This is a genomic window from Treponema sp. OMZ 799 (assembly GCF_024181365.1).
Lineage (GTDB): Bacteria > Spirochaetota > Spirochaetia > Treponematales > Treponemataceae > Treponema_B.
The window spans coordinates 2,045,159-2,064,140 of the sequence record NZ_CP051301.1 but is presented as its reverse complement, the minus strand read 5'-3'; the positions used below and the strand labels follow the sequence as shown (position 1 = coordinate 2,064,140).

Annotated in this window: 20 protein-coding genes and 1 pseudogene; 14 read left to right on the top strand and 7 right to left on the bottom strand. The window is 35.9% G+C overall.

Translation table 11 applies throughout. The features are described 5' to 3' along the window. Window position 1 precedes the first annotated feature (1 nt). The 3 genes from mtaB to E4O04_RS09590 are packed head-to-tail and all read left to right on the top strand — an operon-like array spanning window position 2 to window position 3,567. Window positions 2–1,408 carry a tRNA (N(6)-L-threonylcarbamoyladenosine(37)-C(2))-methylthiotransferase MtaB gene (mtaB, locus tag E4O04_RS09600; RefSeq protein WP_253707614.1) on the top strand — a complete coding sequence of 469 codons (1,407 nt, stop codon included), beginning with the start codon at window positions 2–4 and terminating at the stop codon, window positions 1,406–1,408. 58 nt (window positions 1,409–1,466) lie between these two features. Further along, window positions 1,467–2,609, top strand: coding sequence for a hypothetical protein (locus tag E4O04_RS09595; RefSeq protein ID WP_253707612.1), 1,143 nt, complete (start codon window positions 1,467–1,469; stop codon window positions 2,607–2,609). 31 nt (window positions 2,610–2,640) lie between these two features. Beyond that, window positions 2,641–3,567: a DMT family transporter gene (locus tag E4O04_RS09590; RefSeq protein WP_253707610.1), complete on the top strand. Its 927-nt coding sequence runs from the start codon at window positions 2,641–2,643 to the stop codon at window positions 3,565–3,567. On the opposite strand, the gene E4O04_RS09585 is transcribed toward E4O04_RS09590, so the two are convergent. From E4O04_RS09585 to E4O04_RS09555, 7 genes and pseudogenes are all read right to left on the bottom strand, one after another. Next, a complete protein-coding gene (locus E4O04_RS09585) occupies window positions 3,560–4,843 on the bottom strand; it encodes a glycoside hydrolase family 1 protein (protein WP_253687561.1) in 1,284 nt (427 codons plus the stop codon). The genes E4O04_RS09590 and E4O04_RS09585 overlap by 8 nt on opposite strands. Before the next feature lie 29 nt (window positions 4,844–4,872). Next, complete coding sequence (rsmD, locus tag E4O04_RS09580) at window positions 4,873–5,415, bottom strand: 16S rRNA (guanine(966)-N(2))-methyltransferase RsmD (protein WP_253687562.1); 543 nt, start codon at window positions 5,413–5,415, stop codon at window positions 4,873–4,875. A gap of 21 nt (window positions 5,416–5,436) precedes the next feature. Then, window positions 5,437–5,880, bottom strand: coding sequence for a hypothetical protein (locus E4O04_RS09575; protein ID WP_253687563.1), 444 nt, complete (start codon window positions 5,878–5,880; stop codon window positions 5,437–5,439). 257 nt (window positions 5,881–6,137) lie between these two features. Continuing rightward, a pseudogene (locus E4O04_RS14180) lies at window positions 6,138–6,670 on the bottom strand (PD-(D/E)XK nuclease family transposase); the annotation flags it as partial. A 42-nt stretch (window positions 6,671–6,712) separates the two neighbouring features. Then, the gene (locus tag E4O04_RS09565) at window positions 6,713–6,853 is read right to left on the bottom strand and encodes a hypothetical protein (protein ID WP_253707606.1); all 141 of its coding nucleotides are present in this window, start codon (window positions 6,851–6,853) and stop codon (window positions 6,713–6,715) included. Between the two features lie 177 nt (window positions 6,854–7,030). Then, the gene (locus tag E4O04_RS09560) at window positions 7,031–7,420 is read right to left on the bottom strand and encodes a type II toxin-antitoxin system VapC family toxin (RefSeq protein WP_253707604.1); all 390 of its coding nucleotides are present in this window, start codon (window positions 7,418–7,420) and stop codon (window positions 7,031–7,033) included. After that, the gene (locus E4O04_RS09555) at window positions 7,417–7,611 is read right to left on the bottom strand and encodes a type II toxin-antitoxin system VapB family antitoxin (protein WP_253707602.1); all 195 of its coding nucleotides are present in this window, start codon (window positions 7,609–7,611) and stop codon (window positions 7,417–7,419) included. The genes E4O04_RS09560 and E4O04_RS09555 overlap by 4 nt, the downstream gene beginning before the upstream one ends. 235 nt (window positions 7,612–7,846) lie before the next feature. Here E4O04_RS09555 and ettA point away from each other — a divergent pair, with 235 nt between their 5' ends. The 11 genes from ettA to E4O04_RS09500 all read left to right on the top strand — a co-directional run bounded on the left by ettA (window position 7,847) and on the right by E4O04_RS09500 (window position 18,973). Beyond that, window positions 7,847–9,595 (top strand): energy-dependent translational throttle protein EttA, encoded by a 1,749-nt coding sequence (ettA, locus tag E4O04_RS09550; protein ID WP_253707601.1) that lies wholly within the window; start codon window positions 7,847–7,849, stop codon window positions 9,593–9,595. A gap of 3 nt (window positions 9,596–9,598) precedes the next feature. Beyond that, entirely contained in the window at window positions 9,599–10,330 is a 732-nt protein-coding gene (locus E4O04_RS09545) for an HAD family hydrolase (RefSeq protein ID WP_253687566.1), read from the top strand. Between the two features lie 60 nt (window positions 10,331–10,390). After that, window positions 10,391–11,893 carry a S41 family peptidase gene (locus E4O04_RS09540; protein WP_253687567.1) on the top strand — a complete coding sequence of 501 codons (1,503 nt, stop codon included), beginning with the start codon at window positions 10,391–10,393 and terminating at the stop codon, window positions 11,891–11,893. After that, window positions 11,893–12,666 carry an RsmE family RNA methyltransferase gene (locus tag E4O04_RS09535; protein ID WP_253707599.1) on the top strand — a complete coding sequence of 258 codons (774 nt, stop codon included), beginning with the start codon at window positions 11,893–11,895 and terminating at the stop codon, window positions 12,664–12,666. Before E4O04_RS09540 ends, E4O04_RS09535 begins: the two co-directional genes overlap by 1 nt. Further along, window positions 12,647–13,390 carry a WecB/TagA/CpsF family glycosyltransferase gene (locus tag E4O04_RS09530; protein WP_253687569.1) on the top strand — a complete coding sequence of 248 codons (744 nt, stop codon included), beginning with the start codon at window positions 12,647–12,649 and terminating at the stop codon, window positions 13,388–13,390. The genes E4O04_RS09535 and E4O04_RS09530 overlap by 20 nt, the downstream gene beginning before the upstream one ends. A gap of 8 nt (window positions 13,391–13,398) precedes the next feature. After that, entirely contained in the window at window positions 13,399–14,526 is a 1,128-nt protein-coding gene (locus E4O04_RS09525; protein WP_253687570.1) for a hypothetical protein, read from the top strand. Window positions 14,527–14,736: 210 nt separating this feature from the next. After that, window positions 14,737–15,573 carry a CPBP family intramembrane glutamic endopeptidase gene (locus E4O04_RS09520; protein ID WP_253707598.1) on the top strand — a complete coding sequence of 279 codons (837 nt, stop codon included), beginning with the start codon at window positions 14,737–14,739 and terminating at the stop codon, window positions 15,571–15,573. After that, on the top strand, window positions 15,563–16,408 hold the full coding sequence (locus E4O04_RS09515) for an McbB family protein (RefSeq protein WP_002675246.1): 846 nt from the start codon (window positions 15,563–15,565) through the stop codon (window positions 16,406–16,408). The genes E4O04_RS09520 and E4O04_RS09515 overlap by 11 nt, the downstream gene beginning before the upstream one ends. Further along, complete coding sequence (locus E4O04_RS09510; RefSeq protein ID WP_253707596.1) at window positions 16,401–16,991, top strand: hypothetical protein; 591 nt, start codon at window positions 16,401–16,403, stop codon at window positions 16,989–16,991. Before E4O04_RS09515 ends, E4O04_RS09510 begins: the two co-directional genes overlap by 8 nt. Continuing rightward, window positions 16,984–17,970, top strand: a complete 987-nt coding sequence (locus E4O04_RS09505) for a YcaO-like family protein (protein ID WP_253707594.1) — start codon at window positions 16,984–16,986, stop codon at window positions 17,968–17,970. Before E4O04_RS09510 ends, E4O04_RS09505 begins: the two co-directional genes overlap by 8 nt. Before the next feature lie 10 nt (window positions 17,971–17,980). Then, window positions 17,981–18,973: a YcaO-like family protein gene (locus E4O04_RS09500; protein WP_253707593.1), complete on the top strand. Its 993-nt coding sequence runs from the start codon at window positions 17,981–17,983 to the stop codon at window positions 18,971–18,973. Window positions 18,974–18,982: the final 9 nt, after the last annotated feature.

Sequence of the window (18,982 nt, the reverse complement as noted above, 5' to 3'; positions counted from 1 at the left end):
TATGAGTAATTTTTTTTCGGTTAGAATCGAAACGCTGGGCTGCCGCTTAAATCAGGTAGAATCGGAAGCCCTTGCCGTCCGCTTTGCCGAGTTCGGTTTTGATGTGTTTTCAAAAGAAACGGATCTTTCGGTTTTGCCCGTAAGGCTTTGTATAGTAAATACATGTACGGTTACGGGAAAGGCTGAGCAAAAAGCGAGGCGCCTTATCCGTCTTTTATTAAAGGAGCACGGCGAGGCTGTCATCCTTGTTACAGGCTGCTATGCAGAGCTTGAAGCCGATTCCATCGAAAAAATAAATGAAAGAATTATAGCCTTTTCGGGCAAAAAAAAAGATGAGCTGGACAGTTTACCTCAATTTTTAAAAGAGATCTGTCTTAAAAATAAAAATCTAAAAGAAGGGACCTTTGAGCTTAAAGAAAATCTTCTTATCTTTAGAAATAAAATATATTCAAAAGAAGTCAAATCGGATAAATCTTTTTTGATAAAGGAAACGGAAAGAAGAAAGGCAATGTTTAAGCTGAGCTCTCCCGTTTTCTTTTTTCATTCCAGGGCCAGTTTAAAGGTTCAAGACGGATGCAATAATGCTTGTGCCTATTGCAGAATAAGGCTTGCCCGCGGCACTTCCGTTTCCCTGCCTGCAGAGGAAGCCGTGCGGAGGATAATCAAAATAGAAAAAAACGGAGCTTCAGAGGTTGTTTTGTCGGGTGTAAATCTCTCCCAATATAGGGACGAAGCCTATGGGGGCTTTGCAAACCTCTTGGCCATGCTTTTAGAAAATACAAAAAAAATAAGACTCCGTATTTCGAGCATGTATCCCGAATGTATCGATGAAGATATCTTAAAAATTGTAGAGGATAAAAGGATTTGTCCTCATTTTCATCTTTCGGTTCAGTCGGGAAGCGATAAAATTTTAAAGGCTATGAATAGACCCTATAGGGAGATCGATATAAGAAGGGCCGTAGATAATTTACGCAAGGTAAAGGATAATCCTTTTATAGGCTGCGATATTATTACGGGTTTTCCATCCGAGACGGAAGAAGATTTTTTGCAAACCTTTAAGATGTGCGAGGATTTACAGATTCCCGGCATTCATGTTTTTCCTTTTTCGGCCCGCCCGGGAACAAGGGCTTTTTTGATGAAACCTAAGGTTCCTGAAAGGGAAGCCGGAAGAAGGGCCGGTCTTCTTTCGGCCTTGAGTGAAAAAAATTATCAAAGCTATTTGGCTTCCTGTAACGGGAAAGTTTTTTTTGGAGTTACCGAAAAACCTCAAAAAAATGAAGATTTGAGAATTGTAACCGAAAATTATTTAACTCTTCCTTTAAAAATGAACAATAAGACCGAAAACTATAAGGGCGGTGAGGGGCTTTTTGTTATCATAAAGGATGGAATTGCATATCTTGCGGATTAGTATTTTTTATGGTAAAATTATTTGAAGCCTAATGTATGGAGCTTGAGCGGAGGTAAAAATGAAGAAAATAATTGTGTTTTTGTTCTTGTGTAATGCGGCAGCTTTTTTTTGTTTTGCACAGATTTCCATGCCGGAGCCTGTAGTGCCCTCATATGTTTCTCCCCGCATAAGCGGATTGGGCGTTCCTTTTACGACATATCAGGCAGGGACGGATACCTTGTTTACAAACCCGGCTATATTTCCTTTTTTGACCAAACGCTGGTCGGCCGGAAAACTTGCTCTCCATGCAAATGAAGATAGTTTTGGAGGTTTGAGCTCCATCTTTGCCCCTGAAAAATTAAAATCTCTTGCAGAATATCTTTACTCAGGCGATAGCAAATATCTTGACCTTTCCTCCACAGGCCCTTTAGCTCTCAGCTTAGCCGATAGGAATTTTGCGGTAGGCCTTTTTAATAGAACTGTTCTGCATGCTGATGTACAAAATACCGTCATGAAAAAACTTTTAATAGGAGAAGAGCTTTTGGTCACGGGCGGTTACGGTATCTGTGTTTATGACGATGAGGTGAATAAGGTCTCCCTAGGTTTTCAGATGAAGGGCTTTTTTCAAACCTTTTCTTATGCTTTGAATAAGACTCAGGCAGACATGGCTTCAGTTGTAAATTCCGGATTAAAGGACTTAAATATTGTTTTAGCAAGCGGTATCGGTTTGGATGCCGGTTTTTTATATAAGTATGATAACTACTTTTTTTTAGGACTTACATGCAGGGATGCTTATACTCCCGTCTTTTTGACCCCCTATAATAATTTTTCCGATTATAAAAAAGCAGTCACAGCAGGTAAAACACAATATAAAACTCTTTTGCCTAATTTGAGTGCGGGAATAGGTTCAATACCTGTTTTTGACTATATGTGGACTACCGTTTCTTCATGGTCCTTTTATCTTGACTATCAAAATATCCTCGAGCCGATTTTTAACAAAAAAAGAAACCCCTTGCTGAACCTCGCCTTTGGAACCGAAATAGTTTTTCACAAGGTTTTGAGCTTCAGATTAGGTATGAATGAGCTTTACCCTCATTTTGGATGCGGCCTTGATTTTACCTATTTTCAACTGGATTTCTCTGCATTTTTAAAGGAGCTTGGTAATAAACCCTGGGAAAAACAAAAAATGGGTTTGGATTTTGCTCTATCATTTGAATATTGATTTTAACGTAATTTATTTTTTAGGAATCCTTATGTCTTTTGAATTAAAATCAGGGAGCCGTACTAAAATTCTTTCACGGCTTGCCCTTCTTTCAGCAACCCTCTTATGGGGAAGTACCTTTGTTGCAGTAAGCAGCACAAACGATTTTTTTAAACCCAACTTCTTATTGGCTTGCCGCTTTTTGCCTGCCTGTCTGATTCTTTGTGCCGTGTTTTTTAAACGCTTAAAACAGCTTGACAAGCGCTATTTAAGAGCCGGAATGTTTTTGGGGCTTATTATGTTTGTAGGTTATTCTTTGCAGGCTATTGCAATTACTACAGCAGGAGGTCTTCCCGGCCGAAGTTCTTTTTTGGTGGCTACCTATTGTGTTCTTGTTCCCTTTGTAAATGCCGTGGTTTTAAAAAAGATGCCCGATAAGTTCAATGTTTTTGCAGCCTTTCTTTGCTTTGCAGGCATCCTTGCAATTTCAATGCCCGATTTGATTTCCGAAAGTCAAAAGGGCGTAAACTGGGGAGATGTTCTTTCACTTATAAGCAGCTTTATTTTTGCAGTCTACATAGTTCTCCTTCCTAAATTTATGGAAGAACTTGATGCACCCCTTATTACGATAGCTCAATTTGCCTTTGCAGGAAGTTATGCTCTTATTTTTTCTCTTTTGTTTGAAGATAATTCCGGCACAATTTGGAACTATCAATCCGTCTTCACTCTGGTTTATCTGACTGTTCTTTGTACGGCCCTCTGCGTTTTGCTTCAAGCCGTGGGACAAAAGAACACGCCTCCGACGACTGCTGCCCTTATTTTTTCTCTTGAATCGGTATTCAGCATCTTCCTTTCGATAATGCTCACCGGCGAAAAATTCACGCCGGCCTTAGCCCTGGGCTGTTCCTGCATCTTTATTGCAATTATAATCTCCGAAACAAAGCTTGCGTTTTTGAGGAGAAATCGACTTATTACTTGACATTATACTTACAAGGTTCGACATATTTTTCCATCATGGATTTATCGACAGCTCTCTTTTTGATCAGTTCGCTGTAAAAGTGCCCGCTTTTTTTGATGGTACGCTCTTGAGTTTCGTAATTGCAGTGGACAAGGCCGAAACGGGCCGATTCTCCTTCCTTCCATTCGAAGTTGTCAATAAAGCACCAATGGTAATAGGCCTCAAAGGGGAGGGGAGATTCGCTTATTAGTTTCAGGTGATCGTAAATATAACGGCTTCTAAACTCGTCGTTGTTGTCGCAGGTTCCGTTTTCGCTTATTACTATCGGAAGTGAGAGACAGTTATAACAGGTTTGAGCGCACTCGATTAGACCCAAGGGATAAATATCCCAGCCCAGATCGTTTTTAGGAGTGTTTTCAAAGGCCTTGTAAGAAAAGCCTCTTACAGCCTGCCTCGAATAATAGTTGATGGCTATAAAGTCAACATAGTTTTTCTTTTTTATATTTAAAAGATTTTTAAAGGGGAATGAAAACTCGCCCTTAAAACATGCTTCCATGATTCCGTCTTGGAAAATTTTGCTTATTCTTTTAGCCGCCCTTTGGTCGGCTTTTTTATTTTTATCCTTGGGATGGAAGGCCTGCATGTGGTGGGCAAAGCTTACCCTTGTGTCCGTAAGGCCTCTTTCTTTGCGTATTGCATGGATTAAATCATAGGCCTTGCAGTGTGCGGCTATTAAGACGTTCATTACCTTTAGTGTTTTGGCAATCGATTTTTTTTCGGGCGGCCAAAGGCCTAAAAAAAAGGACTGCACGGCATAGACATTGGGTTCGTTTATTGTAACATAATCTCTGCAAAGGCCGGCGAGTTCTCTTATGCAGATTTCTACATAGTTTAAGAACACTTCAACGTTTTCTTTTTTTGTAAAGCCTCCCGAATTTTCAAACCACATCGGATGGCTGAAGTGATATAAGCTTATAAGAGGCTTGATACCTGCTTTTTGTAAAAGACTTAATTCTTCCTTATAGTGTTCAAGGGCTTCCATATCGAATTTACCCTTTTCAGGTTCAATGCGGGCCCATTCAAGGGACATTCGGTAAGTTTGAACACCCATCTTTTTTAAAAGCTTGGTGTCTTCTTCAAACTTTTCGTAGTGCATATTTGCACGGGCAACATCTGAGCCGTCATTGGTCATCTTGCGGTCACAAAAATCGTTCCAGTTGGAATTTACCCTTCCTCCCTCAATCTGTGTAGAAGCCGTAGCAACTCCAAGTAAAAACTTTTCTTTTAACTTAAACATATTTCCTCCATAAAAACTTTTTGTAAGGATTATAAATCTAGAACTTCTTTACGATAAAAGTCCACAATGGACCTTCCGTATATCCTTTCATCTCTCTTTATCAAAGAGCCTATTTTTTCAGGCATTGCCTTTTCGGATGGCCTATGCATCATCACAAGGCCTCCTTCTTTTAATATTTTTGATTCTTCTATTTTTTCGAGAAGTTCTATGTGAAATTTATAAGGGAAGGGCGGATCAAGGTAGATAATGTCAAAGGATTCCTTTGCACGTTTTATAAAGGTTTCTGCAGGCATCCTCTTACATTCCAGTTTTTTATCGGCCATTGAAACGTTTTTTAATAAGACCGGAAATTTATCTGCATCTTTTTCAACAAGGTAGACGGGGTAGGCCCCGCGCGAGTAGGCTTCCAGGCCGCAGATCCCTGAGCCCGTAAAAAGATCTAAAAAAGAAAGACCTGAAAGATCTCCAAGTATTGAAAAAATAGACTCCCTCATTCTGTCCATTGCAGGACGGATTATTCCCTTAGGGCATTCGACCTGCCTGTTTTTTAAACTGCCTCCGGTTATTCTCATAGGAATAATTATAACATAGACCTATCCTAAGTTCAATAACTCTGAAAGTTCATTTTGAGAAACTATGTTGTATGTTTCGTTTTCAACATTCGTGTCTGAAATATCTATATTTATTTTACCGAGAAAGTCCTGATGCTTTTTATAAATACCTTCAATACGGACTTTTTCCGTGCTAAAAATAGATTCGCTTTCCAGCTTTTCCGTGAGGATGAGTTTTAAAACACCCATATATTTTTTTATACAAAAGTAAAGACAGTTCATAGTATCTATATAATCGGGCAGGTGGGATTGAGGTTCTATCTGGGTAAAAAGTTTTTGCAGGGCTGCATCAAAAAATAAAATATCCCTCATCATCTTATCTGCAAAAATACTTTCGGAAAGGTCTAAGCTAAGGCCGTCCTTTATTACGTCCAACATTCTGGTTATTTGAAATAAATTATCCTGAAAAACAATCTTATGAAGCATCTTTTTTCCCCTCTTAAATATAGGTCATCTCTAAAACCTTGTTGGATTTTTAGAGATGACCGTCGAGTTTTTTATAAGTCTTTAGTTATGAAGGACTTATAAAAAACATCGCAAATCAAATCTAAGGAAAACCTCTAAAAAACTGAAGTTTTTAGAGGTTCTCTATAAGATTAAAAAACTTCGGTTCTATTTTATTTTCGGAAGATAAAAAAATGGCTTTAATTTAATTCGTAATTATGAATATCTTCATGTTGAGTTTATAAATTTTCTACTTCTGTTTTTGAAAGCCCTGTCATATGCATAATAAAGTCAAGTTCGCACTTGGCTTGTTTCATAAGCTTTGCCGTTTCAATAGCTTTTTGGTGGGCGCCTTCATCAATACCTTGTTCAAACCCTTCTCGATAACCCTCACTTATACAAGAAGCCCTGTCATGTTCATATTTCATGCGGGATTCATACAGCCATTTATCTCTAGGACTCATTTCCATTACTATAATTTTATCATTTGCTTTTGCCATTACTTTAGAAGTTTCTGCTAACATCTTTCGTACCTCCCCTATAACCCCTCCTATCTTTTCCGTCTGCCAAAGGGCGCTCCCTTTGGAAACCCCTTCTTATTTTTGATATATTAAAGTGTATTATCCTTTGTATAATAATAACATTTGGTTAAACATTTTTCAATACTTAAAAATTCTTACATAAACTCCTTATCCAAAAGTTCCAATCCTGTAATATTTTCAGAGGGAATGTCTAAGATACATTCAAGTAAGTCCTGTAGGACATCTTTATTTTTTAGGCACTTTTGTAATGAAATGAAAAAGTGCCTAAAATATCAAAAGTTTTGCCTCCGCAAAACTTTAAGTTCAATACAAGCGACGCTCATTTTAGGAGCTTGTATTGAACCATCCTCTATTCCGAACACTCGTTTAAAGGCGTAATCGTTGCGGAGGGTAATTTTAAATGATTGGTTCATATCAATCTCCATTACAAATTATTTAAAAAGAGAAAATAGTTTCCCCTTCATAATTATTATATAGTTTTTTTGTAACGGATAGTAAGTTTTGAAAAACTGTGATTCTGCACTTTCCACTTCAACATTCGTATTTCGAACTTTGTCCTTCGTCATTCGTCCTTCATAACTTCGCACTTTCTACTTAACAATCAATCCTAAAATTTCTTCCATTGGATCAAAATCTCTATCATTGTGTATTAATGGAAATCCGTTTTCTATACAAAATGTTGCGATTATAACATCTATTGTTTTTCTTACTGTGATGCCATGCTTTCTCAATTTTCTATAATTGTTTGCAGCTTGTATTGCAATTTCTTTTCCTAGAAAATCTCTGTATTCCAGACTATCCATAATTTGTTTTGCGATGAGGTATTCTCTATCGTTTTTAAATCCTTGTAAAAATTCGGTTATTATTATATCACCGGTTACGACTCTGTTACAGATTAATTCGTTATCTAACATATTGGTATGAGGTGCATCAATCCCATTTACATAATCAATCCAAACCGATGTATCTGCAACAATCATTTATCAAGCCTCATTTTTTCCAAATCACCATCCCAAAATAGTTTCCCGCGGAAATTTCTTATGCTTGCTTGTTTTTTTAATGTTATTAAAAGTTTTAAAGCTTCTTCAACTGTTTCTTTTTTTGTTTTATAACCGGAAACATGTAAAGCCTCAATCATTAATTTATCATCAATAACAATATTTGTTCTCATAACAACTCCTATGTGTATGTTTTAATATAATTATACACATTTTTTGATAAAAAACAATAGTATTTTTGATAAATCATCCTGTAAACAGCCTGTTTTTTCTCCCGCCTATTCACTAATTCCCACTTCGTCCTTCGTACTTCGCATTTCGAACTTTGTCATTCGCCCTTCTCACTTCGTCCTTCTCACTTTCCCCTTCCCCTTGCTTTTTTAGGCATTCTTTGATAGACTTAAGCTCATGGCAAAGACAGTAGACGATAAAAAGATTATTTACACGATGGACAGGGTTTCAAGAACCCATGGAACAAAACAGGTTTTAAAGGACATAAGCCTTTCTTATTTTTACGGTGCAAAAATAGGCGTTATAGGTTCTAACGGCTCAGGTAAGTCAAGCCTCTTGCGCATTATGGCAGGGATTGACGGGGATTATACGGGCGAGGTTTCTTCGGCCCCCGGCTATACAATAGGCTATCTTGAACAGGAGCCCCAGCTTCAAAGCGGTAAGACGGTGCGAGAGGTTGTTTCCGAGGGTGTTCAGGAATTGGTAGACCTCCTTGCGGAATTCGACAAGATAAACGAGGCCTTCGGAGACCCCGATGCCGATATGGATAAGCTCATGGAAAAACAGGCAAAGGTGCAGGAAAAGCTCGATGCGACCGATGCATGGAATTTGGACAGCCGCCTCGACCTTGCAATGGAAGCCCTGCGCTGCCCGCCCGCCGATCAGGTAATAGATGTTCTTTCCGGTGGAGAAAAAAGACGCGTTGCCCTTTGCAGGCTCCTTCTTCAAAAGCCCGATATTCTTTTATTGGACGAACCGACCAACCATCTGGATGCCGAAACGGTAGCCTGGCTTGAGCGCCATCTTCATCAATATGCAGGAACAATTATCTGTGTAACCCACGACCGCTACTTTTTGGATAATGTTGCAGGCTGGATCTTGGAGCTTGACCGCGGAGAGGGTATCCCGTGGAAGGGAAACTATTCGAGCTGGCTCGACCAAAAGCAAAAAAGGCTTGCCCTTGAAGAAAAGGGAGAAACCGAACGCCAAAAGGCTTTAAAACGGGAGCTGGAATGGATAGGCATGAGCCCCAAGGGAAGACATGCCAAGAGCAAGGCCCGTATCAACGAGTACGAAAAACTTTTAGCCCAAGGCTCAAAGGAAAAAATAAAGGATTCTCAAATTACCATTCCGCCGGGGCCGAGACTGGGTAATTTGGTTATAGACGTTAAAAATGCGGCAAAGCATTACGGCGACAGAATCCTCTTCGATAAGCTTAATTTTTCGGTTCCTGCGGGAGCCATAGTCGGCATCATAGGACCTAACGGTGCAGGTAAGACGACCCTCTTTAAGATGATAGTCGGGGCTGCCGGTTTTGAAACTCCTGAAGGCACTGATCAAAAAAAGCAGATTGTAAAACCCGATGAGGGTGAAATCAAGATAGGGGAGTCCGTAAAACTTTGCTATGTAGACCAGACAAGGGAAAAGCTTGATCCCAATAAAACCGTTTGGGAACAGCTTTCAGACGGGCTCGATATCATAAAGCTCGGAGCCGCAGACGGTTCTTCAGGTGTACGCGAGGTAAATTCAAGGGCCTATTGCTCTTGGTTTAACTTTTCGGGGCAGGATCAGTCCCGCAAGGTAGGCGTACTTTCTGGCGGGGAGAGGAACAGGCTTAATTTGGCTATGATGCTAAAAGAGGGCGGAAACGTTTTAATGCTCGACGAGCCTACAAACGATTTGGACGTTACCACCCTTAGAGCCTTGGAAGAGGCCTTAGAAAGCTTTGCTGGCTCAGTCCTCGTCATAAGCCACGACCGCTGGTTCTTGGACAGGGTTTGCTCTCATATTCTCGCCTTCGAGGCTGACGGCGAAGTCGTATGGTTTGACGGTAACTGGACCGAATACGCCGAATGGAGACGCGAAAAATACGGTAAGGATGCCGATACCCCTCACAGGGGCGTTTACAGAAAACTTGAAAGGTAGATTATGAAAAGCCCTAAGATGATTATCTTCGATTACGGAAATACCCTTATTTATGAAAGAGAGCTTGATTTACACAGGGCTTATAAGGCCCTCTATGCTCAAATTCATAAAAATCCCAATAAAATAAGCTTTACCTCTTTTTACGAAAAAGGTATGGCTATTTTTGAAAAGGTAAGATCCAGGGCTTTGCAAAACGATTTGGAAATACACACCCATAGTTTTTATAACTGTCTTTTTCAAAGTCTTAATATAGAATTTAAACTTTCTTACACGGAACTGGAGCTTCTTTTTTGGGAAGCTCTGGCTCCCTGCATGGCAATGCCCAATATCGAAAGTTTTTTATCCTTTTTGGAAAGCAAAAATATAAGGACTGCCGTCATAAGCAATATTGCCTTTTCAGGAGAAGCTCTCACTGCCAGAATCAATAAATATCTCCCTTACAACAAATTCGAATTTATAATAGCTTCAAGCGAGTACGGCTTTAGAAAGCCCGATTCCCTCCTTTTTGAAGCAGCCTTAAAAAAGGCTAATCTTTCCGCAGATGAGGTTTGGTATTGCGGGGATAATCCTCGGGCCGATATTATAGGGCCGGCCGCTCTGGGCATAAAGCCTGTTTTGTTTACAAGCAGCTTGGCCTGTCCTTACGATAACGAAACCCATATTTCTCCCGATTTTGAATTTACCAGTGTCAGCGATTGGAATGAGCTTATACATTTAATGGAAGGGTTATTTTAAGCTCTACAAATTGGTACCGCACCCTATTGACAAATTCACAATATAGTTCAAAATAGAAAGATGAATAAAAGAATAACTTGGATAAATACTATTATCTTTTTAACTCTTCTGTTAGCGGCTATTTTTTTTATGCCGCAAAAGGCTCCGGCTACATCTAATAACAATTCTGGTTCCGGAGAGGTTGATACTAATTTACGATATCTTGAATCCGTTTACAAGCTGCTCCAAGAAAATTATGTGGATGAGATAGACCCTGCCGTTTTATACAAAGGAGCTATGGAGGGAATGCTTAATTCCCTTGAAGATCCCTATACTTCATATATTTTTAAGGATACAACTGTAGGCCATGATTTGGAGGATACTACAACCGGTGTTTTTTGCGGTATAGGTGTTCACATTACAAAGTCGAATATATCCACCCCTGAAAGACCTGCCTATGTAGAAATAGCAAGCCCGATTGAAGGCACCCCCGGATGGAGAGCCGGTTTACAGCCCGGAGATTATATTATCGAAATAGACGGTGTTAAAACCGAAGATATTACCCAAGAAGATGTTTTGAATATGCTTAGGGGAAAAGAAGGTACTCAGGTTACGATAAAAATTCTTCGAGGTAAAAACCTAAAATTTGACCTTACCATAACGAGGGCCTTAATCGAAGTGCCTACAATAAAATATACAAAAATCGGAAAGGATATTGCTTACATCCGCTTAATAGAATTTAACCCGAATTCTGCAAAAAGAATAACCGAGGCAATAGAAAAACTTCAAGAAGAAGGCTGCACAAAGCTCATCTTGGATTTAAAAAATAATCCGGGAGGTTTGATTTCGAGTTCTATAGATGTTGCAAGTATTTTTTTGGATTCCGGAGTTGTAGTTTCTACAAAGGGAAGAGCCAGAGGAACCAGCGAAACTCATAAGGTCCGCAGGTTTACAAAAAAAATACCTAAGGAAATGCCCATAGTTGTTCTTATAAATGAGGGTTCTGCAAGTGCTTCCGAAATTGTTTCAGGAGCTTTAAAGGATCATAAACGGGCCTATCTTGTAGGTACCCGCTCCTACGGCAAGGGACTGGTACAAAGTGTAGTTCAGCTTAGCGAAAAAGAACTCGTGAAGTTAACAATAGCCCGCTACTATTCTCCAAGCGGGGCAAACATAGATAAGCTCGGAATCCTTCCAGACTTAGAGGTTGTAAGGCTTAATTTTACACCGGATGAAGAAAAAAACGTGCTTGAGCTTTTAAAGACTTCTAAGATTGCAGATTTTACCAGGAGCAAGGCCTCTCTTTCAAAAGCCGAAATGATAGACTTTGCTAAAAAACTTGGCAGAGAATACAATGTAAGACATGAGCTTATTTTGCGCCTTATAAAGGTTGAATATTACCGCTCCCATGAAAGCCCTGTTATAGATGAAGATGATGAACAGCTTAAAGCCGCTGTAAATCTATTAAACACACAGGATGTAAATGATCTTTGTAAGACCACAAAGACTCTTTTTGAGATGCAGGAAGAAGAAAAAGCAAAAGCTGAAAATAAAGATAAAGCTATAACTGAAGATAAAAACTAATGAAGCAGCTGATTGTTTCCGCAGAGCCGGATAAGGATCTTATCCGGCTGGATAAAAAAGATTATAACTACCTTGTTTCCGTGCGGAGAATTAAAGAAGGGCAGGTTTTAAAAATTTCTTTAAACGGAATCAGACCTGCCTTTGCCGAAATTTTAAAGATTAATATCGAAAAAAAATATATAGAGCTTAAACTTTTAAAGGAAGAAGATGCCTTAGCGTCCGCCCCTTTTACATCCTGTGTAGAAATTATTTTAATGCAGTGGCTTATAAAGGGGAATCACATGGATATCGCTGTAAGGCAGGCTTCGGAAGCGGGCTGTGCTCTCATTGTTCCTGTGCTGGGAGAATTCTCTCTTATAAAAAAGGAAAATATAAATCAAACCGAAAGACGGGAGCGGCTTATCAGGGAGGCAAGGCAGCAGTCAGGCTCCCTTGTGAATACCAAGATTCTTCCTGCGCAAGAGCTCAAAACCGCCTTGGATGAGGTTTTGGACTACACGGCAAACAAGGAAACAGCCTTTATAATGCTGAGCGAAAAAAAGACTGACTCCTTGAGTTTTTTTGACTGCCTATCAGAAAATACCGAGGTAATAGTTCTTGCTGTAGGCTGTGAGGGCGGCATAAGTCCTAAAGAGGCTGAGTTTTTAAAAGAACATAAATTTAAAGATGTGCATTTTAATACAAATGTGCTCCGTGCCGAAACGGCTGCAATTTATTCGATTGCGGCGGCTCAGGTTGTAATGGAGGAAAAAGGTGGCTGTAAAAAGAATTAATTTTTTAAATGTTCCTCTTGATGTTTTGCATGAAGAAGATATAGAAGAAACCGTGATGAGTCTTTTAAATAAAGAAGGGCCTCAGCAGGTTATATTTATGACGATTTGGGATGTACTTAAAGCCCGCCGTAACGGAGAGTTTAGAAACATGGTTGAACAAGCCGCTCTTTGCTTGCCTGTTTCAAAGAGCTTGATAAGAGGCGCCCGTTTTTTAAAAAAAGATGTGCCTGTAAGACGGCAGCAGTTTTCTGTAGTTATAGATTTTCTAAACGTTATAGATTCTCACTATAAGAGCCTCTATCTTTTCGGAGGACGGCAGGAAAGCCTTGTCATTGCCGAAAAAAATGTAAGAAGCACATTTCCCGGTCTGCGCTTGGTGGGCCGCTTTGCAGGCTTCTATCATAAGTCGATGGAACCCCATATTATTTCGGCTATTTCAAAGGCTGCCCCCTCTGTAGTAATTATAGGCAAGGGTGTTCCCGGAGGAAGAAAGTGGATTTACCGCAATAAGGAGCATTTTAATTCGGGACTTTTTATAAGATATGCAAACCTGATAGATATTTTTTCCAAATTTAAAAAACGCCCTTCCGAAAAACTTTTTGATTCAGGATGGGATTTTATAATTCCCGTTATCAAAAATCCTTTTAGAATTTTTACTTTTTTCGGCTATCTTTGGTACAATATTTTATTGTTGTTTTATAGGTTGTTTAGAAAAGATGAATAGGTAAATTTATGGAAAACTTTTTGATGAGTGTATCGATGTTCTTTTATAAGATGCAGGATAAGGTTAGTATGACTGTGTCCCTTTTTGTGATTGCAGGATGTCTAATCGGCATTTTTCTTGTCCTATTTATTGCAAGTACAAAGGTTAGAAAAATAAACTCTGTGTTTGCAATAATATTATCAACCGTCATATCCTGTATTTTAATGATTCCTTTAATGACGGCTTTTAATTCTTTTGTAAGCAAAAAAATAGTCAATGAGGTAACTAACAGTCAGCTTGCAGAAATAGAAGCCCGCAAGGCTAAAATAAAACTTCTTGCTGCAAATCAAGAGTTAAAAGAAAAGGAAAAAGAAATCCTTGACAATAAAATAAATATGCAAAAGCAATCCATCGAAATAAGCGGCTTAGAAGACAGCTTGAGGGTTTTACAAAATACTCAACTGAACATGCAGAGTTTTAAGGAAATATTGGAGCTGGGATTACTGGAAGCAAATTTAAAACAAACCAATTTATATCGAAACCGGTTAAGCGGTATTACAACCGGAATGGGCTTAAAAGCCGATCAATATTATGATGAGGGCCTTGTAGTATTAACCCACGATATCGACGCAAAATTCGGTGTGGATTTAAAAAAAATTAAAATTACCGTATCAAAAGATTTTCCGAATATTCTTTGGATAAAAGACATTCAGCCTAAATTTTTGGGTGCAAGTAAAAACAAGCACATAAAAGAAGTTGCCGAAATAAGGCGGGTCGATATAAAAAATAATATTAAAACCTATAGCATCCTAAACGGACAAGCCGAGGTGAAAAGGGCAAATCAATATGCGGATCTATGTGAACAAGAGTATCAAACCCGTTTAAGTCAAGGCCTTGAAACGAATTTTATGAATGCCGCCGTTTCAAAGCTGGCCGAAAATTTTATAAAACTTATTTTAAGCCCTCTAAAAAAAGAAATCAGATTTGATTCCGGCTTGGATGGACTTACTATGTCGTTGGAAGATTATATTGAAGGTGAATTAAAAGAAATAAGAGCAAAACGCTTGGGACTTGAAGACAGTAATAAAAACCTTGATGCAGAAACTGAAATAAAAGAAAAAGAACTTGAAAAGTTAAAATCGAAGATTGGAGACTGAAACCTAGGAATCGGCAAGTTTAAATTCAAAAAACATTAAAATTTGTTAAATAAAATTGAAATTTTTATAAATTTCGTAAATTTACGCTTGACGGGTGAAATTTTATATGATAGGCTTAAGTTAGACATCGAAGGAAAATATAAACTTAAGGAAATTATTTTATAACTATAATATTTTTCCTTCGATGTTCTTATTATAGGGTATAAATGTATGAATAAAAAAGTAATAAAAGAACTGTGCATTCTTTTTGTATTGTATATTCTTGTTTTTTTGATAATTTCTTACACCAGTAAATTTCTTTTCAAAAATTTTTATAATTACTATTATACCTTATTCGTTAAATATAATGGAATTTTCGGTATTTTATTATTTTTACTGTTTATAATTATTTTCTATTTATTTTATTCAAAAGATTTAAAGATAATATTTACTTATAAAAAATTAAATTTCTCTGTTATTATAAAAGGGATGATTTATCTGTCATCAATCACGATGATATATTATATAATATCATTTATTTTTGATAATTCTTTTCTTTTTAATTTTTTTAAATATTTTAATGATATTTTAACGGGTAAAAAAAATATTACTGTATATGATATTTTGGTTTTAGAAAAATTACAAAGACCTCGTTTTGAACCTTTTATGCTTATAAGTACCGTAATCATTGGCCCTATTTTTGAAGAAATACTATATAGAGGGCTTATGTATAATAAATTAAAACAAATAAGTAATGCCTTTATTGCTATACTTATTTCTTCAATACTTTTTGCTCTTTTACATATTCCCGGTTATGGATTTAATATAAAAATGTTTTCTCTTGTGCTTGATGGAATTTTATTGACTTATTGTTATGAAAAAACTAATAATATTTATGTTCCTATTCTTGTTCATTCAATTAATAATTTTTTTATATTTTTATTTAACTATGTATATTTTTATTTTTTAATAATTATTTATTTTATAATTTTTATTATTGGTATAATAATAGCTATACAAGAAATAAAAAAATACTTAAAAAGGAGACAAATTTTAAGTGAAGTATAAACTGATACCTTACCTCATGTACAAGAATGATGAGATTACCGTCATTCAAAATGAAAAAACTACCTGCATTATAACCGATACAAATTTAATTGATTTTTTTACAAGTAATGACGATGATTATAATCTTACCTTTACCCTTGAAGACCTTAAAGAACGATACGGCGAAGAAGGTGAGTTCTGTTTGGATTTTTTATTAAAAAATTTATTGGCGATTAAAGATGAATTTACGTCTCATCCGATAAATCGGCTTTATTTTTTTACCAATTCAAAAGAAATTGCTTCTTCATTAAAATTCAATTTATCGGGATTAAATATTCCCTATGATGTTATCACCTTCGATATAAATCTGGTAAGTGCCGAATTATTTTTAAACCTTGATAAGGATGCCGTATATTATATTGTTTTAAATCCCTTTAATTATAAACTATATACAGAACTTGCAAACTGCTTAAAAGAAAATAATGTTATCCACAAATTAGCTTTTTATTATAATTATAGCTTTTATTTTACAAATTATCATAAAGCCGATTGGCATAACCCTTGTCCCTTGTGTTATTTCAGTCATTTGGAAGGCTCTTTACGCTCCCAATCAAAACTTACGGGCAATGTTTCATTTCAAACAATTATCGACCTCATATACACAAAAACTGTATATTTTAATACCGAAAGCATTCTCGATAATTTTAAAATTATCCGGCTGATAAATGAGATTATCGACGATATAACGGATTTAAATGATTATACCGTAAAACTTATAAAACAACTGAATATGAAAACAGGCAAAACCGATTATGATATTGCAATCCCTTGGGAGGTTTGTCCTTGCCATGAATAATAATTTTATATTAAATTCCATATTAAAATTTTATCAATTAAGTAATCCTTTAAGCCCCTTATCAGACGATACGGAAATCGATATAAATTTATTAAAAAATAATTCCGAAAATTATTCTAAAATTAATTTAAAAGAGTATTCCATTGAAAAATTACCTAAACTAATTATTGAATTAGACTCCTTTATAAATAATATGCAAAATAAAGATTGTTCATATTTCCCCGTTGTTTCTTTTTATAATACCGATTTTGTAGAAGCGGGAAATTATGCTTATGACAGTAGTTTTAAAAAGTTTATAAAATATTCCGAAATAAAAAATCTTAATGCCGAATACCAAATATCCGTTTCGTTTTTTGCTTCTTTGTATAACTCCTTATATAAATACGGAGTTTCATCTTTTATAAAATCTATCCTTTCAATAGGTGAAGCGGCCGGAAAGATAAAATCATTTTGCAGCAAATATGATTTTGTATTCACGGAGAATATAGAGAATTTTAATAAAACTTCTTTTGATCTTAATATTGATTCATTAAAACAGCTTTATATCACTACAATCAATATAAAGGGTATGCCGTATGTTTGATTATTATCAAAAATCTTTTTTTATGAATAAAACGGTTTTTAATGATGATCCTATAATTGGTTTAGGCGTTTTTAAAGTTGAAAAAACAAAAAATAAAAAGAAAATTTTCCCATATTCTAACACCTCATCAGGTAAAAATAAAATCGAAATTTTCGGAAAACTGCATAATGAATTTTTAGAACGCTTTAAAATGGTAAATAATTATAGGAGTAATAAAAAAACTGAAATTATTTTAATTAACGGATTAAAGAAAACTCTTGTAAAACGCAATGTGCTTACTTACGGTTATGATTCAAAATACGGTCATAAGGACACCACAGGAACGGCATCGGGTTTGAACTCTGCTATTTTAATAGAAAAAGCAATTTGCGAACTCTTAGAAAAAAATGAACTCATGCTTATGTGGTATAAAAAATTATGCAGCCTTGTAAAAATTACTCCTGCCGTAAAAGCCGTTTTACTGCAATACGGAATCAATGAAAAAAATATAAAAATATTTTATGCTCAAAATATAAGCAATATTCATACTATAATTGTTTTTATTTTAAATGATAATTTACAGATAATCGGTTCGGGTATTTCAGGCGATAAAGACGTTATGCACACCCTTGTTTCTGCCATTGAAGAAGCTTTAATGCAAAAATGGATGGATGAGCTATCACCTAAACCTATGTATCTTAAAAACAATAAAAAATTTGATAAGTATTTTTTTGCTCTTTGGAATGTAAAACAAATAAGTATTGAGAATTTAAAACCTGTACAAAAAATAGTAATAAATACACCCTTTGACGATATTGAAATAGGTTTATTAAATATTGCAGGCTGTAGAAGAGAAATTACCATAAAAGCTATATCAAAAACTATGTTTAATTGTATTCCTACAATTTCAAATATAAGGAAAAATAAAACAAGGGTTTTTTCCGTTCTTTACGGTATTGAAAAAGAGTTAAAAAATGCCGTAGAATGTGCTGTAATATAGGGAGTTCAATATGTACGGCTTTTCATTTAATATAGGTGCAACAGCATTTAAAAATGATTTAAAAACTATAGCTTGTAATAAAAATCTTTATTATGCAGCTGCCGTAGGCGGTGCCGTAAGAAATACTAAGTATGAAGCTGCTCTTTGTGCAATCGGCGAAGCCTATGAAAGAAACGGACTAATAGAATATAATAATATTTCAAATAAGAATATTTATTCTTTTTCTTTGCTTGATAATACTATTCATATTTTTTCACTTGATGAGCTAAAACAAAAGAATGTTTTTTTTGATTCTTGCGGATGTGCAGCCCATGTAAGTTCGTATAACTGTATTGAAAATGCTTTTTTTGAGTTTTTGGAGCGTCAAAGTTTTATTTTTTGGTATCTTTCAAAGGGCAAAAGTTATAAGATAGATAAAAATATTTTGCACAAATATAACAGCTATAATATTTATTTTAACAATTTTGAATGTTATGAAATAAGTTTACTTGAATCCTGTTATGTTGTCTTTTTTATCGGAGAATTAAAAGACAAAATAGCGGTTTCTTTAGGTTCAGGTAAAAATATAAATACGGCGATTATTTCAGCCTTAAATGAATTACATCAAATGTACTTAAGTCTCCTCAACGGTATAAAAATAGATGATAGTAAACCCAAGGATTATTCCGAAACATATTTATCAATAGCACCTGAAAGAATAAAAAAAGCTTTTGAGTTTATAAATGAAAATGCCGTCAATTATATTGACCGCACTGAGAAACAATATATTTCTATAAATAATGAGGTAAAACTATTAAATCAAAAATACAAAATGAATCCTCTTGTCTCTTTTTTGCCTCTTAATGAAACAAAAATAAACAATATTAAGGTGTGTAAAATTTTTGATTTAAATTGGTTTCCATCTCTTTTACCTAAGACTTTTGATAAAAAAACTTATGATTTTATAGAATCGGTTACAGGTAAAACTTTGGATAAACGATGCACCTATATTCCTTTTCCATAAATTCATAAG